The following is a 15056-nucleotide window of genomic DNA, read 5'->3' on the forward strand; positions in this document are numbered from 1 at the left end:
TCGGGGGGGCGGCGGCGGGCTGGCTCGGCGTCCGGGGGGGGGGGGGGGGGGGCGTCGGCGGCTGAGCCGGGGTCAGCAGCTGAGCCGCGCCGCGGCCCAGTCGGCGTGGTCGGAGTCGTTCCCGTCCCCGCCGTCGGTCACCACCAGACGTACGGTCCGTGCGCCGCTCACATCGGCCGAGAGCGGTTGCGCCGGCATGTCGTTGGTGAGGACGCCGGTCGATGCGGCCTTCCTGCCGTCGGCCCAGATCTCGAAGGTGACCGTGCCCTTCGCCCCCTTCTCGTCGTCGACCCCCACCTGGGCGCTCACCCGGGAACAGGCGCCGCCCGTGTAGTACTCGACGGCGCTCGGCGCGTGCACCCCGAGCCCCTTGGCGTACACGGTCCCGCCGACCGTGATCGGGTTGCCGTCGCCGGCCCGGTCCTCACCGTTGCTGGTGTCCTTCTCCACCGGGCCCCAGCCGTTGGCGGACGACATCTCCGGCAGATCGCTGAGATAGGAGTCCCCGGCGGGCGGTGCCACGACGACATGCACCGGGACGGACTGCCGGGACTTCACGGGTTCACCGGCGGGTGAGCGGTACTCCGAGGCCAGCTGCAGCTCGTAGGCGCCCGTAGGCGTCCCCGCGGGGGCGGTGACCCGCCAGGAGGTACGCAACGACCTCCCGGCCGCCAGGACGGGCGCCGAGGCCCCGGAGAGGGCCCGTACCCGCCAGCCGGCCGGCCCGGTGAGCGAGGCGCTCACCCGGAGCGCCGGGAGACGGCCCAGGTCGGTGACGGTGGTGGTCACCGCGGTGGCCTTGCCCGCCTCGGCGGTCAGCGGTCCGCTGATGCCGGTGTCGACGGCGGGCGGGTACGCGGTCCACCTGCGGTCGGCGGCGACCCGCAGCAGCACCGTGCCGTGCGCCGGCACGGTGGCGGCGAGGGTCCCCGCGGTGCTGTACGTCCGGTGCTGCCACAGGTCCCGCTCGGTGTAGGCGGCGGCCTTCGGGAGCCCGGAGGCGGTGGCCGTGGTGGAGATGCGCTGCGGGCTGTCCGTCTCGTTGAAGAGCGCCACGGCGCGGCTGCCGTCCTTCATCTCCTTGCTGACCACCCAGCGCCCGCCGTCGGACGAGAGCACGGTGCCCTGCCGGCCGAGCGGGTCCTGGTCGACGGCGATGACCTCCTTGTTGGTCACGATGCCGTAGGTCTCGTCCGACGCCTTGCGCAGATCGGTGCCGATCAGCAGCGGCGCCGCCATGACCGACCACATCGAGAAGTGCGTGCGGTACTCGGTGTCCGTCATCCCGCCGTTGCCGACCTCCAGCATGTCCGGGTCGTTCCAGTGCCCCGGGCCCGCGGCCGCGGCGAGCGGCAGGTTCTGCTTGATGATGGAGAGCATCGAGGCCCAGCTGTCGCTGATGTCACCGGTCGTACGCCAGAGGTTCCCGAGATCACCGGCCCACTCCCAGGGCTTGTTGGAGCCCCACTCGCAGATGCTGTAGACGATGGGGCGGCCGGTGGCGGCGAGGGCGTCGCGCATGGCCGTGTAGCGCTGCACGGCGTCCACGCCCTGGTTGTTGCAGTTGTCGTACTTGAGGTAGTCGACGCCCCAGTCGGCGAACTGCCGCGCGTCGCTGACCTCGTGGCCCAGGGCTCCGGGCAGCCCGGTGCTGTCGCAGGTCCTGGTGCCCGCGCTCGTGTAGATGCCGAGCTTGAGCCCCTTGGAGTGGACGTAGTCGGCGACGGCCTTGATGCCGTGGGGGAAGCGCACCGGATCCGGCACCAGCTTCCCCTCGTCGTTCCGCTGGGGGAGCGCCCAGCAGTCGTCGAGGTTCACGTACTGGTACCCGGCGGCCTTGAGTCCCTTGCTCACGAAGAGGTCGGCGATGCCCTCGACCATCGCCTCGTTGAAGTCCGCGCGGCAGTGGGTGGAGTTCCAGTTGTTGAAACCCATCGGAGGTGTGAGCGCCAGGCCGTTGTCGGCCTTCGGTGTCACGGCTCGCGGTGCGGTTCCCGCCGCGGCGGGTGTGGCGAGTCCGCCGGCGCAGAGCACCGCGGTGACCAGTGCTCCGAGGATTCTTCGACGCTTGGGACGGGAGTGACTGAGGTGAAGGTGACGCATCGTTACGTGCCTCCGTACGGGACCGTGATCGGATGACTTCATGTACGCGTCATAGCGAGCGTTTACGGTAGGGCTTGTTTGAGTCTGTTGGAAGAGGCGCGGTAACGGTTGTTCGCTATCTCGCTAAAACCCTTGACTGGCACGTCACTTGGGAGTGAGATCCAATCCTCGCGTTCGGTTGTGTTGAGTTTCACCCTGGAGGAGGGGGACATGGCGCAGTCTTCGTACAACGGTTCTGTCGTGCCCGGAAGTGTGGCTGGACATCGGATGTCCCGGCGGAATCTTCTGCGTGGCGCGGCCGTCGGCGCAGGCGCTGTGGCGCTGCCCTCGCTCCTGACCGCCTGCAGCAGCGGGCCGGGCGGCGACTCCAAGACCATCAAACTGGGATCGAACTCCTCGGACGCGGTACCGGAGAAGGCCTTCGCGCATGCCTTCGCCGCCTATGAGAAGCAGTCCAAGGAAGGCCGGAAGATCAAGGTCAACACCGTTGACCACAACAGCTTCCAGGAGAACATCAACCGCTATCTGCAGAGCAATCCCGACGAAGTCTTCATGTGGTTCGCGGGAAACCGGATGCAGTACTTCGCCAAGAAGGGCCTGCTGTACGACATCAGCGACCTCTGGCAGGAGTACAAGGGCTTCACGCCCGCGCTGAAGGCACAGTCGACGGGGGCGGACGGAAAGCAGTACTTCACGCCCTATTACTACTATCCGTGGGCGGTCTTCCACCGGCGGAGCCTTTTCACCAAGTACGGCTACCAGGCCCCGAAGACGCTCGACGAGTACCTCGCACTCGCCAAGCAGATGAAGAAGGACAAGCTCGTCCCCATCGGTTTCTGCGACAAGGACGGGTGGCCCGCGATGGGCACCTTCGACTACATCAATATGCGCACCAACGGCTATGACTTCCACAAGTCCCTGATGGCGGGTGAGGAGGCGTGGACCGACAAGCGGGTCAAGGACGTCTTCGACACCTGGCGGCGCCTGCTCCCGTACTGCCAGCCCGGCGCCAACGGCCGTACCTGGCAGGAGACAGGGCAGAGCCTCCAGAAGCGCGAGATCGGGATGGTGGTCCTCGGGATGCCCCACCCCGGCCAGCAGTTCCCCGCCGCCGAGCGCTCCGACATCGACTTCTTCGCTTTCCCCGAGATCAACCCGGAGCACGGCCAGGACGCCGTCGAGGCGCCCATCGACGGCTTCCTGCTGGCGAAGAAGTCCAAGGAACTCAAGAACAAGAAGTCCATGGAGAGCGCCAAGGACCTGCTCAGGTGGCTGGCCACGCCGAAGGCCGAGGACATCTACCTGGCCGGCGACCCCAACAACATCGCGGTCAACAGCGGGGCCGACCTGTCGAAGTACACCGCGCTGCAGAAGAAGTCCGCCGAGCTGATATCCGGGGCGAAGCAGATCTCGCAGTTCATGGACCGTGACACCCGCCCGGACTTCGCGTCGACGGTGATGATCCCGGCCATCCAGAAGTTCATCTCCACCCCGAACGATGTCGACGGACTCTGCAACGACATCGAGCGGCAGAAGAAGACCATCTTCGCTTCCGAGTGAACAGCCCCCTGGAGTACAGACCGTGGCGCTCAACACCGCGCGGCGCTCCGCACGACGAGGCCGCCGCCGCTTCACGCGGCGCGACCTCGTCGTTCTCGGGCTGCTGCTGGGCATACCCGTCCTGCTCGACATCGCCATCGTATGGGGGCCGACGCTCGCGTCCGTCGTGCTCTCCTTCACCAGCTGGGACGGCGTCGGACCCCTCAAGTGGGTGGGGACGCAGAACTACACCAACCTCTTCACCAACTACCCGCCCTTCTGGCCCGCCGTCCGGCACAACCTGCTGTGGCTGGGCTTCCTCGGTCTCGTCGCGGTGCCGTTCGGGCTGCTGCTCGCCGTACTGATCGACCGGGGTGTGCGCTTCAGCCGCTTCTACCAGTCGACGCTCTACATGCCGGTGGTGCTCTCGCTCGCGGTCGTCGGCTTCATCGCCCAGCTGATCTTCTCCCGCGACCAGGGCGTGCTCAACGCCGTCATCGGCAACACCGGAAACCCCACCGACTGGCTGGGCGACCCGAAGCTCAACATCTGGATGATCCTGCTTGCCGCCGCCTGGCGGCACACCGGATACGTGATGATCCTCTATCTGGCCGGGCTGAAGGCCGTGGACCCCTCGCTCAAGGAGGCGGCGGCCATCGACGGCGCGAGCGAGGCACAGACCTTTTTCCGGGTCGTCCTCCCGACCCTGCGGCCGGTCAACGTCATCGTCGGTGTCATCACCGTCATCGAGTCGCTGCGCGCCTTCGACATCGTCTACGCGGTCAACCACGGCCGCAACGGCCTGGAAGTGCTCTCGGTGCTCGTCACCGACAACATCATCGGCGAGGCCAGCAGGATCGGCTTCGGCTCGGCCATCGCCGTGGTGCTGCTGGCCGTCTCCATGGGCTTCGTCGTGACGTATCTGGTGCAGGAGATCCGAGGAGAGAAGTCCCGATGACCGTCGACACCGCTCCGCCGCCCACCGCGGTCCCGGCAGCGCCGCCCGCCGCCCGCCGGCGGGGGACGCGCCCCGGCCGGATCGGGCTGCACGTCTTCCTGGCGGGCGTATCGGTCGCCTTCCTCGCGCCCCTGCTCCTCGCGGTCTACGCCTCGCTCAGGCCGTACGACGAGACCTCCAAGTACGGGTACTTCTCCCTGCCGCGCCATCTCTCCTTCGACTACTACCGACAGGCGTTCAGCGACTCGGGGATGACGAAGTACTTCGTCAACACCCTGATCATCGCCGTGCCCGGGGTCGTCGTCACGCTCTTCCTCGCCTCGTTCGTCGCCTTCGCGGTGTCCAGGATCAGGCTGCGCGGGGGCACCGTCCTGCTCATGCTCTTCACAGCGGGCAACCTGCTGCCGCAGCAGGTGATCGTCACCCCGCTGTACGTCGTCTTCAACCGGATCCCGCTGCCGTACTGGATGTCCGACTCGATGACGATGTTCGACTCGTACTGGGCGGTCGTCCTGGTCCAGATCGGGTTCCAGATCGGCTTCTGCGTCTTCGTCCTCGCGAACTTCATGCGGACCCTGCCGCAGGAGATCCTGGAGGCGGCGATCGTCGACGGCGCGGGGGTGTGGACCCAGTTCTGGCGGATCACGCTGCCGCTCTGCCGCCCCGCCATCGCGGCGCTGTGCACCCTTGAGTTCACCTGGATGTACAACGACTTCCTGTGGGCGCTGGTCTTCATGTCGGACGGGGACAAACTGCCGATCACCTCGGCGCTGAACAACCTCAGGGGACAGTTCTTCACGGACTACAACCTGCTGGCGGCCGGTTCGGTGATCGTGGCCCTGCCCACCCTCGTGGTCTTCCTGCTGCTGCAGCGGCACTTCATCGCCGGACTGACACTCGGTTCCACCAAGTGAGCCCGCGGTAGCGGACGTTACGGGGAGGGCGAGGCGCCCGGTGTGCTCCCCGACGTCGGGGCAGGGTCAAGCGGTCCCCTGCGGACCGGAATGCTCCGGCAAAGTAAAAGTATTGGCGGGTGCAACCATCCCGGGCTCTGGTGTGTCAGGGGAGGTGAACCACTTTCCAAATGATCGGAGTTCGTGTGCAATCCCGAGCCCTGGGCGCAGGTGTGGCCATCGCTGTGGCAGTGGTGTCCGCCGCTGTCGCGGTGCCCGCAGCCCAAGCCACGCCCCCGTCGTCCATAGGATCCACGCACGCCGCACCGGCTGCCGGTACCGCCAAGAAGGCCGACTTCAACGGCGACGGGTACGCCGACACCGCCTTCACCGCACCGTCGGCCACGGTCGACGGCAAGAAGGGCGCCGGATACGTCGGGGTGATGTACGGCTCCAAGTCCGGTGTGAACAAGGCCTCCAAGCAGGTCGTCAACCAGAACTCCGCGGGTGTTCCCGACTCGGCCGAGTCGGGCGACGCCTTCGGCAGCGCCATCGCCTCCGCCGACCTCGACGGCGACGGCTACACGGACCTCGTCGTGGGTGCGTCGAAGGAGGACGCGGGCGTCGGAAAGCTCGGCACCCTCACCGTGCTCTGGGGGAGCGCCACCGGCCTCTCGGGCGGTGCGGTGCTCGCCAAGGGCGACACCGACACCGGGGGCATCGGCGACAGGCTGGCGGTCGGCGACTTCAACGGCGACGGCGGCCAGGACGTGGTGACCGTCGCGGGCAACCAGCACCTGCGGGTGTTCTCCGGCCCGTTCAAGCGGGACGGATCGGCCAAGAGCACCTCCGTCGTCCGCGACACCGAGGACATCCGGTACCTCGACATCGCGGCAGGCGACATCACCGGTGACGGCGTCACCGACCTGGTCGGCACCATTCACGACGGTGACGAGTACGACGCCCGCCGGGTGCGCTTCCTGCCGGGTACGGCGAACGGCCTCGGCGCGCCGAAGACCGTCGAGGACGCCAAGGGCGAGCGGGTCCAGGGCGGTGAGTCCGTCACCACGGGCGACGTGAACCACGACGGCTACGCCGACATCGTTGTCGGTCGTCCGATCGAGGGTTACGACAGCGACCTGAACCTGCCGCTCGCCAAGGGCGGCATGATCATGTACATCCCGGGCGGCGCATCCGGACCCCAGGGCACCAAGGCCAAGGCCTTCAGCCAGGACAGCCCGGGAGTCCCCGGAGCCTCCGAGGAGTACGACAAGTTCGGCGCGGCGGTCTCCGTCGGCGACACCAACGGCGACGGTTACGGCGACATCGCCGTCGGCCTCCCCGGTGAGGCCCTCGGCACCAAGGCGAAGGCCGGACAGGTGATCGTCCTGCCCGGCAGCGCGACCGGCCCCACCGGCACCGGCTCCAAGGCGTACAACCAGGACACCCCGGACGTCGAGGGCGCCGCGGAGCCCAATGACGCCTTCGGCGCGGCGACATCGCTGGTGGACGCCAACGGCGACGGCCGCTCCGAGCTCGTGGTCGGCTCGCCCCGCGAGAACGACGACGCCGGATCCGTCTGGGTCCTGCCGGGCAGCGCCGCGGGCACGACAGGCACCGGTTCGATCACCTTCGGCGCGGGCACCCTCGGGACCGACCCGGCGAACGCCCTGCTGGGATCGTCCTTCAACCGCTGACCCGCGGGCGGCACAGGCCGCCGGCACGGAGATGCCCGGGGCCCGCCCTGGGCATCTCTGCTGTCCGCCCCCGCCCGGGACCAGGGCCCCGGCGGGGGCCGTACGGCGAATCGCCGGGCCGATGCACCATGCCGCCCAACCGGGTTTCCGTGGCAGGGTGTTGCGGAATGACCCTAGGCCGGAAGAGGGGGAACTGTGATCGTCTGGATCAACGGTGCGTTCGGTTCGGGCAAGACGAGCACTGCGCGGGAACTGATCGATCTGATCCCGAACAGCACCTTCTACGACCCCGAGGTGCTCGGCGGGGCACTGCGTCTGCTGCTGCCGCAGAAGAGGCTGGACGAGGTCAGCGACTACCAGGACCTGCCGGTCTGGCGGCGCATGGTGGTCGACACGGCGGCCGCGCTCCTCGCCGATGTCGGCGGGGTGCTCGTGGTGCCGATGACCCTGCTGAACCAGGAGTACCGGGATGAGATATTCGGGGGGCTGGCCTCCCGCCGGATCCCGGTCTGTCATGTGCTCCTGGCAACGGAGGAAACGATCCTGCGCGAACGGATCGGCCGACGCGAGGAACTGCCGGGCGACCCGGAAGGCAGCGAACGCGTCCGGCAGTGGGCCTACGACCACATCGAGCCGTACCGGACGGCGCTCGGCTGGCTCACCGCCGACGCCCACACCGTCGACACCACCGCGCTGTCACCGGCCGGGACCGCCGAGCAGGTCGCCGCCGCGCTGCGCTCCGGGACCGCCACGGCCTGCGAGATCGTCCAAACCCCGGAACCGGCATCCGAGACGCTCGCCGCGGGTGTCCTCCTCTTCGACGAGCAGGACAGGGTGCTGCTCGTCGACCCGACGTACAAGCCGGGCTGGGAGTTCCCCGGCGGGGTGGTCGAGAACGGTGAGGCCCCGGCGCAGGCGGGCATCCGCGAGGTGGCCGAGGAGATAGGGATACACCTCACCCGGGTACCGAGCCTCCTGGTGGTCGACTGGGAACCGCCGAGGCCCCCCGGCTACGGCGGTCTGCGGCTCCTCTTCGACGGCGGCCGGCTCGACAGCACGGAGGCCGGGCAGCTGCTGCTGCCCGGCTCCGAACTGCGCGGCTGGCGCTTCGTCAGCGAACAGGAGGCGGCGCATCTGCTGCCTCCCCACCGCTACCAGCGGCTGCGCTGGGCGCTGCGCGCACGGGAGCGCTCAGCCGTGCTCAATCTGGAGGCCGGGGTGCCGGTGGGCTGATGCGCGCAGAGGCACGCCTGCTGCGCGCGCTGTGCCTTCTGCTCCTGCTGTGCCTGATACGCCTACTGCGTCTGCTGTGAACGCGCGTAGTTGACGAGGAAGTGCGCCTCGGCGACGGAGAGCCGCTCCAGCTCTTCCGGGGAGACGCTCTCGTTGACGGCGTGGATCTGCGCCTCCGGCTCGCTCAGCCCGATCAGCAGGATCTCGGCCTGCGGGTAGAGCGTGGCCAGTGTGTTGCAGAGCGGGATCGAGCCGCCCATGCCCGCCGACTGCATCTCCTCGCCCGGGTACGCCACCCGCATCGCCTCGGCCATCGAGGTGTACGCGGGACTGCTGGTGTCGGCGCGGAACGGCTGGCCCTGGCCGACCTGCTCCACCGTGAGCCGCGCACCCCACGGGGTGTGCGCCTTCAGATGCGCGGTCAGCAGCTCCGTCGCCTCGGCCGCGTCGGAGCCCGGCGGCACCCGCAGGCTGACCTGGGCCCGCGCGCTCGCCTGCACCGACGGCGTCGAGCCCACCACGGCCGGGCAGTCGATGCCGATGACGGTGACGGCGGGGCGCGCCCAGACCCGGTCCGCCACCGTGCCGCCGCCGATCAGCTCCACACCGTCGAGCACCTTCGCGTCCTGGCGGAACTCGTCCTCCGGGTACTGGAGTCCGTCCCACTCGGCGTCCGCCGCGAGACCGTCGACCGTCGTCGAGCCGTCATCGGCGCGCAGCGAGTCCAGCAGCCGGATCAGCGCGGCGAGCGCGTCGGGGGCCGCGCCGCCGAACTGGCCGGAGTGCAGATTGCCTTCGAGGGTGTCCAGCTGGACCCGGAGCATCGTCATCCCGCGCAGTGTGGCGGTGACGGTCGGCAGGCCGACGCGGAAGTTGCCCGTGTCGCCGATGACGACGGCGTCGGCCGTGAGCAGTTCGGGGTGCGCCTCGGCGTACCGTTCGAGACCACCGGTGCCCTGCTCCTCGGAGCCCTCGGCGATCACCTTCACCGAGACCGGGACGCCGCCGTTCGCCTTGAGGGCGCGCAGCGCGAGCAGGTGCATGATGAACCCGCCCTTGCAGTCGGCCGCCCCGCGCCCGTACCACCGGCCATTCCGCTCGGTCAGCTCGAACGGCGGGGAGAGCCAGGCGTCCTCGCCGAGCGGCGGCTGGACGTCGTAGTGCGCGTACAGCAGCACGGTGGGCGCGCCCTCGGGGCCGGGCAGGAGACCGTAGACGGACTGGGAGCCGTCGGGGGTGTCGAGGAGCGCGACGTCCTGGAAGCCCTCGGTACGCAGCGCCCCGGCGACCCACTCCGCCGCGCCCTCGCACTCGCTCCGGGGGAAGACCGCGGGGTCCGCGACCGACTGGAAGGCCACCAGCTCGGTCAGCTCCGCCCGCGCGCGGGGCATCAGCGAGGCGACGGTCTCGGCAATCGGATTCGCGGTCATGGGCACGCTCCTCGTGGGTGCGACGTTGAAGTACGTGTGCGTGTGTGCACACATGCGTTCGTTTGCGGGCTGACCGATCCTCCCACAGCGGGAGCGGCCGGCAGCGCGCCGTAGTATGCCGTCGACAAGCACGGGCCACTGGTCGGATCAGGAGCAGCAACACATCGTGAGCAGCGAGAACGCAGACGCGAGCACGGAGCACGACCGGCCGGTATGGGATGTGGTGGTGGTCGGCGCGGGTCCGGCGGGGGCCTCGGCGGCCTATGCCGCGGCGGTGGCCGGGCGGAGGGTTCTCCTCCTGGAGAAGGCCGAGTTGCCGCGCTACAAGACCTGCGGCGGAGGCATCATCGGCCCGTCGCGCGACTCCCTGCCGCCGGGATTCGAACTGCCGCTGCGCGACCGGGTGTACGCGGTGACGTTCTCGATGAACGGCAGGATGACCCGCACCCGGAAGTCCAAGCAGATGCTCTTCGGGCTCATCAACCGCCCCGAGTTCGACCAGGGGCTGGTCGAGGAGGCGCAGAAGGCGGGCGCCGAGGTCCGCACCGGGGTCGCGGTCTTCCGCGTGGAGCAGCACGGATCCGCGGTGCCCGACCGGCGCACGGTCGCGGTCGTCCTGGCCGACGGCGAGACGGTGCTGGCACGTGCGGTCGTCGGCGCCGACGGCAGCGCCGGCCGGATAGGGGCCCATGTCGGGGTGAAGATGGACCAGGTGGACCTCGGCCTTGAGGCCGAGATCCCGGTCCCGCCGACGGTCGCCGAGGACTGGTCAGGACGCGTACTCATCGACTGGGGTCCCATCCCGGGGAGTTACGCCTGGGTGTTCCCCAAGGGCGACACCCTCACGGTCGGCGTGATCTCGGCGCGCGGTGAGGGCGCGGCCACCAAGCGGTATCTGGAGGACTTCATCGCCCGGCAGGGGCTGGCCGGTTTCGAGCCGTCGGTCTCCTCCGGCCATCTCACCCGGTGCCGCAGCGAGGACTCACCGCTGTCCCGCGGCCGGGTGCTGGTGTGCGGGGACGCGGCCGGGCTGCTGGAGCCGTGGACACGTGAGGGCATCTCGTTCGCGCTGCGCTCGGGCAGGCTCGCGGGGGAGTGGGCGGTCCGGGTCGCCGAGGCGCACGACGCGGTGGACGCCCGCCGTCAGGCGCTGAACTACGCTTTCGCCATCAAGGCCGGTCTCGGTGTGGAGATGGCGGTCGGGCGCCGGATGCTCAAGGTGTTCGAGCGCCGTCCGATGGTGCTGCACGCGGCGATCACCGGATTCCGCCCGGCCTGGAAGGCGTTCGCCGGGATCACCCGCGGTTCGACGTCGCTGGGCGAGCTGGTGCGTACGCATCCGCTGGCGCAGCGGGCACTCGGGGTGCTGGACCGCAAGGAAGCCGGCCGGTCGGCGGGGCGGGCGCCGGACGCGGACCCGCAGGACGAGGCGGCCGAGGACAGCGGCGAGGAAGCGGGCCGGAAGGCCAGCCCTGTCGACTAGGCGACTGCTGGCCGACCGGGCCGGGTACCGAGTGTGGATCTCGGGCCGTCCGGTGTGCGCGCGAGTGACTGATCCGGGTCAGGTCCGCGGGGCCGCGCGCGGGGTGGTGGCGCGGGCTGCTCGGCGGTCACGGGTTCGACGTAGCCGGTGCAGCGGCCGTACTCGGCGCGGTAGCGTCCGGCGTCACTTGCCGCTGTAGACGGGGAAGGCGCTGTGCTCGCCGTAGTCCACGTCGCGCAGGTCTCGCAGGATGTCCATGTCGGCGCCGGAGATCTCGAAGTCGACCTCGGCGTTGGAGCGCATGTGCTCGGGGTTGGCCGTCTTGGGCAGCGACACCGTGCCCAGTTGCAGGGTGTAGCGGATGCACAGCTGGGGGACGGACACGCCGTACCTCTCCGCCATCGCCTGGATCTCGGCGTTCTTCAGGATCGTGCCGTGGGCGATCGGCGAGTACGCCTCGACGAGGATCTGCTTGCTCTCGCAGTAGGCCAGCAGGTCGGAGGGGGTGTTGCCCGCGTGCACGAGCAGCTGGTTCACGTGCGGGACGACGCTCGCACCCTGCAGGATGTTCTCCAGGTCGTGCTGCTGGAAGTTGGAGACGCCGATCGACCGGATCTTGCCGACCCGGTGGGCGTCCTCCAGGGCACGCCATGCCTCGCGGTTGCCCTGGGCGTAGTCGCCGCCGCGGAAGTCGTCCCACGGCTGCGGGCTGTGAATCAGCATCAGGTCGACGCTCTCCAGTCCCAGCTTCTCCAGAGAGCCGTCGACCGCGGCGAGCGCCTGGTCGTAGTCCTTGATCTCCGCGGCGAGCTTGGTCGAGACGAACAGCTCCTCGCGAGGCACCCCCGAGGTGCGCACACCTTCGCCCACCCCGTGCTCGTTGCCGTACGCCTGCGCGGTGTCGATGTTGCGGTAGCCGATCTGAACGGCCGCGCGGACCGCGTCGGCCGCCCGGTCATCGTCGATGAACCAGGTGCCGAGTCCCAGCCTCGGAATCTCGGCGCCGCCTGCCAGCGTGTAGGTCTCTTCCAGGACGGTCATGTGCTCGCTCCGTTCTTCGGCAGCTGCCCGTACGCCTCGTCGGTGACGGGTTCGAGCCATTCGTTGCTGACGCCTTCACCCGGGGTGATGAAGGCGACGTGGGAGAACCACGAGTCGGCCTTCGCGCCGTGCCAGTGCTTCGTGCCCGCCGGGACACGGACCACCGCTCCCGGCTCCATGCTGACCGGACCCTCACCCTCCGCCTGGTACCAGCCGCTGCCTGCCGTGCACAGCAAGATCTGCTCCCCGCCGCCGCCCGTGCCGTGATGGATGTGCCAGTTGTTCCGGCAGCCGGGCTCGAAGGAGACGTTGCTGACGGGCACGCTCCCCGAGGCGAGCGGAGCCAGGTAGCTCTGGCCTATGAAGTACTGCGCGAAGGCGTCGTTCTTCTCCCCGAGGGGGAACATCTGATCAAATCCGTTGAAAGCCATCTCGTTCCTTTCCGTTGATTCGGCACGCACGCCCCGCTGACCATGCGGGGCACCGCCTGCGCTACGCACGCCCCTGGTCAGGCGGAACGCTCGTCGGCGATCTTCTTCAGCAGGGTGATCGCGGTCATGCCGTTGGGCCACCCGGCGTAGAAAGCCAGGTGTGTGATCGCCTCGGACAGCTCCTCCACGGTCAGCCCGTGGTCCAGGGCCACGCCCAGGTGGTACGGCAGCTGCTCGCTGCGGTACAGGGCGGCCAGCACGCTGACGGTGACCAGGCTGCGGTCCCGCGGCGACAAGCCGGGCCGCTCCCACACGTCTGCGAACAGCACCTCGTTGGTGATCTCGACCAGCTTCGGCGCGATACCGGCCAGTTCCTGCGGTGCGGACTGCTTCGCCATGGACGACTCCCTGTGGTGATCCGAACATAGGGATGCGGTACTTCCTACCGTCGGCCCTGCCGGGCCCGGCGGCACCCGCAGACGGGTTCCCACCACCTGCGGGCTCGGACCTCATCCGCTGCCACCAACGAGGAAACAGCAGCTCACAGCCGTGCGGAAGGCACTGCTGATACGTGTACTGACAGAACCCCCCAGCTCTGCCCCACCGCGCTTAGCCTGGCAAATATGGACACCACCCACGAGATCCGCGAGTTTCTCGCCACCCGCCGCGCCAAGATCACTCCGCAGCAGGCCGGCCTGCCGGCCATCGCGGGCGGCAACCGCCGGGTGCCCGGACTACGCCGCGAAGAGGTCGCCCTGCTGGCCGGCGTCAGCATCGACTACTACGCCCGCCTGGAACGCGGCCAGCTCGCCGGCGCCTCCGAAGAAGTCCTCGACGCCGTCTGCCGGGCCCTGCAGCTCGACGAAGCCGAACGCGCCCACCTGCACGATCTGGCCGCCGCCCAGCGCCACCGCGGACCACGCCGCGCCGCCCGCAAGCCCGGAACGTCCGTCCCGGCCAGCCTCACCCGCGTCCTGGACTCCATGACCGATGCTCCGGCCTTCATCCGCAACGGACGCCTCGACATCCTGGCTGTGAACCCGCTCGGGCGCGCCCTCTACGCCCCCCTGTTCACCGGCCGAACCCGTCCGGTCAACATCGCACGCTTCCAGTTCCTCGACCCCACCAGCCGCGACTTCTTCCCCGACTGGAACGCCTCCGTCAACACCACCGTCGCCCTCCTGCGCACCGAAGCCGGCCGGGCCCCGGGCAATACCGAGCTGACCGGACTGATCGGCGAACTCGTCACCCGCAGCGAAGAGTTCCGCACCGCCTGGGCCAAGCACAACGTGCGCCTCCACCACACCGGCCGCAAGTCCTTCCGCCACCCGGCCATTGGCAGGATCACCCTCGACTTCGACGCCATGGAACTGCCCGCACACCCCGGCCTCACCCTGACCGCCTACAGCGTCGAGCCCGGCACACCCGACCACGACGCACTGCGCCTGCTCGCCTCCTGGACCGCCACCGACCACGAACAAACCCACAACGAAGACCCCGCCCGCTCCTGACCTGCCCCGGGAAGCACCACGGCTCGGGACAGAGGGCAGACGCTCAGCCCATCCCCTCCGACGCAGCCGGCGACGGACGCCCATCGGCCCAGTCGGACAGCAGCCGTACCCGCCGCGCCGACTCGCTGCCTGGAACCGGCGTCAGGACCGACAGCAGGCCCGCGCCGGATGCCCGCCCTCCAGACGCGGATCTCACTGCGACGCGGTGATGCGGAAGACCGGGTGGTCCGGGGCGATCCGGCTGAGTTCCGCCGCGGGCGAGTCGGGGCCGACCCCGTCGAAGAAGGCGCCGACCTCCATCTTCCAGCGCTTCAGATAGGCGCGGAGGATCTCCGGCTTCTCCTCGTCCGGGACCTCGACCGCGTGGAAGGGCTGTGATCTGCGGCCGAGCAGCAGCTCGCCGCCGCCTGCCGCGCGCATGTTGCGGGTCCACTGGACGTGGCCGCGCGCGGCGACCAGATACTCCCCGCTGTCCAGCGTCAGCGGGTTGACCGGGGTGCGACGCCACTGGCCGCTCTTCCGTCCGCGCACCGCGAGAATGCGCGATCCCCAGACGCTGACCCCGCGTCTGGTCAGCCAGGCGACCGTCCTGTTGAGCACCTTGACCGTGAACCAGCCGGGCTGTCTGACGTACGTGGTCATCGGGTTCTCCCTCAGCGAAGTGTGAGCACTGCTCTCGTTCGTGAGCAGTGTGCCTCTGGTTGCCGATCCAAAGCAAGAGCACTGCTCTCATTGTT

13 protein-coding genes are annotated in these 15056 nt (G+C 69.3%); 7 read left to right on the forward strand and 6 right to left on the reverse strand.

Annotated elements, in window-relative coordinates:
* Positions 1-72 precede the first annotated feature (72 nt).
* The gene (locus tag ACFXBC_RS24170; protein WP_385028101.1) at positions 73-2103 is read right to left on the reverse strand and encodes an NPCBM/NEW2 domain-containing protein; all 2031 of its coding nucleotides are present in this window, start codon (positions 2101-2103) and stop codon (positions 73-75) included.
* Between the two features lie 267 nt (positions 2104-2370).
* Here ACFXBC_RS24170 and ACFXBC_RS24175 point away from each other — a divergent pair, with 267 nt between their 5' ends.
* From ACFXBC_RS24175 to ACFXBC_RS24195, 5 genes are all read left to right on the forward strand, one after another.
* Positions 2371-3663: an ABC transporter substrate-binding protein gene (locus ACFXBC_RS24175; RefSeq protein WP_385028206.1), complete on the forward strand. Its 1293-nt coding sequence runs from the start codon at positions 2371-2373 to the stop codon at positions 3661-3663.
* A gap of 22 nt (positions 3664-3685) precedes the next feature.
* Positions 3686-4600: a carbohydrate ABC transporter permease gene (locus ACFXBC_RS24180; protein ID WP_385028104.1), complete on the forward strand. Its 915-nt coding sequence runs from the start codon at positions 3686-3688 to the stop codon at positions 4598-4600.
* Positions 4597-5514, forward strand: coding sequence for a carbohydrate ABC transporter permease (locus ACFXBC_RS24185; protein ID WP_385028107.1), 918 nt, complete (start codon positions 4597-4599; stop codon positions 5512-5514). Before ACFXBC_RS24180 ends, ACFXBC_RS24185 begins: the two co-directional genes overlap by 4 nt.
* Before the next feature lie 185 nt (positions 5515-5699).
* A complete protein-coding gene (locus ACFXBC_RS24190) occupies positions 5700-7190 on the forward strand; it encodes an FG-GAP and VCBS repeat-containing protein (protein WP_385028110.1) in 1491 nt (496 codons plus the stop codon).
* A 195-nt stretch (positions 7191-7385) separates the two neighbouring features.
* Complete coding sequence (locus ACFXBC_RS24195) at positions 7386-8423, forward strand: NUDIX domain-containing protein (RefSeq protein ID WP_385028113.1); 1038 nt, start codon at positions 7386-7388, stop codon at positions 8421-8423.
* 62 nt (positions 8424-8485) lie between these two features.
* Here the strand turns inward: ACFXBC_RS24195 and ACFXBC_RS24200 are convergent, their stop codons facing one another.
* Positions 8486-9853 carry a dipeptidase gene (locus ACFXBC_RS24200; RefSeq protein WP_385028116.1) on the reverse strand — a complete coding sequence of 456 codons (1368 nt, stop codon included), beginning with the start codon at positions 9851-9853 and terminating at the stop codon, positions 8486-8488.
* 166 nt (positions 9854-10019) lie between these two features.
* On the opposite strand from ACFXBC_RS24200, the gene ACFXBC_RS24205 reads away from it, so the two are divergent.
* Positions 10020-11336, forward strand: coding sequence for a geranylgeranyl reductase family protein (locus ACFXBC_RS24205; protein WP_385028119.1), 1317 nt, complete (start codon positions 10020-10022; stop codon positions 11334-11336).
* A gap of 183 nt (positions 11337-11519) precedes the next feature.
* Here ACFXBC_RS24205 and ACFXBC_RS24210 read toward each other — a convergent pair whose 3' ends face one another.
* The 3 genes from ACFXBC_RS24210 to ACFXBC_RS24220 all read right to left on the reverse strand — a co-directional run bounded on the left by ACFXBC_RS24210 (position 11520) and on the right by ACFXBC_RS24220 (position 13206).
* On the reverse strand, positions 11520-12377 hold the full coding sequence (locus ACFXBC_RS24210; RefSeq protein ID WP_385028122.1) for an aldo/keto reductase: 858 nt from the start codon (positions 12375-12377) through the stop codon (positions 11520-11522).
* Complete coding sequence (locus ACFXBC_RS24215; protein ID WP_385028125.1) at positions 12374-12808, reverse strand: cupin domain-containing protein; 435 nt, start codon at positions 12806-12808, stop codon at positions 12374-12376. Before ACFXBC_RS24215 ends, ACFXBC_RS24210 begins: the two co-directional genes overlap by 4 nt.
* Positions 12809-12885: 77 nt before the next feature.
* A complete protein-coding gene (locus tag ACFXBC_RS24220; protein WP_385028128.1) occupies positions 12886-13206 on the reverse strand; it encodes a carboxymuconolactone decarboxylase family protein in 321 nt (106 codons plus the stop codon).
* Positions 13207-13431: 225 nt separating this feature from the next.
* Between ACFXBC_RS24220 and ACFXBC_RS24225 the strand changes: the two genes are divergently transcribed.
* Positions 13432-14319, forward strand: a complete 888-nt coding sequence (locus ACFXBC_RS24225) for a helix-turn-helix transcriptional regulator (RefSeq protein WP_385028131.1) — start codon at positions 13432-13434, stop codon at positions 14317-14319.
* A gap of 192 nt (positions 14320-14511) precedes the next feature.
* Here ACFXBC_RS24225 and ACFXBC_RS24230 read toward each other — a convergent pair whose 3' ends face one another.
* Positions 14512-14961, reverse strand: a complete 450-nt coding sequence (locus ACFXBC_RS24230; RefSeq protein WP_385028134.1) for a nitroreductase family deazaflavin-dependent oxidoreductase — start codon at positions 14959-14961, stop codon at positions 14512-14514.
* Positions 14962-15056 lie beyond the last annotated feature (95 nt).

Source organism: Streptomyces sp. NPDC059398 (assembly GCF_042751845.1).
In the GTDB taxonomy this organism is placed as follows: Bacteria; Actinomycetota; Actinomycetes; order Streptomycetales; family Streptomycetaceae; genus Streptomyces.

What these genes read in the sequence shown, in the direction of transcription:
- ACFXBC_RS24185 (WP_385028107.1), top strand. Translation starts at nt 4,597, where the DNA reads ATGACCGTCGACACCGCTCCGCCGCCCACCGCGGTCCCGGCAGCGCCG.
- ACFXBC_RS24175 (WP_385028206.1), top strand. Translation starts at nt 2,371, where the DNA reads ATGTCCCGGCGGAATCTTCTGCGTGGCGCGGCCGTCGGCGCAGGCGCT.
- ACFXBC_RS24225 (WP_385028131.1), top strand. Translation starts at nt 13,432, where the DNA reads ATGGACACCACCCACGAGATCCGCGAGTTTCTCGCCACCCGCCGCGCC.
- ACFXBC_RS24200 (WP_385028116.1), bottom strand. Translation starts at nt 9,853, where the DNA reads ATGACCGCGAATCCGATTGCCGAGACCGTCGCCTCGCTGATGCCCCGC.
- ACFXBC_RS24230 (WP_385028134.1), bottom strand. Translation starts at nt 14,961, where the DNA reads ATGACCACGTACGTCAGACAGCCCGGCTGGTTCACGGTCAAGGTGCTC.
- ACFXBC_RS24210 (WP_385028122.1), bottom strand. Translation starts at nt 12,377, where the DNA reads ATGACCGTCCTGGAAGAGACCTACACGCTGGCAGGCGGCGCCGAGATT.
- ACFXBC_RS24170 (WP_385028101.1), bottom strand. Translation starts at nt 2,103, where the DNA reads ATGCGTCACCTTCACCTCAGTCACTCCCGTCCCAAGCGTCGAAGAATC.
- ACFXBC_RS24220 (WP_385028128.1), bottom strand. Translation starts at nt 13,206, where the DNA reads ATGGCGAAGCAGTCCGCACCGCAGGAACTGGCCGGTATCGCGCCGAAG.
- ACFXBC_RS24215 (WP_385028125.1), bottom strand. Translation starts at nt 12,808, where the DNA reads ATGGCTTTCAACGGATTTGATCAGATGTTCCCCCTCGGGGAGAAGAAC.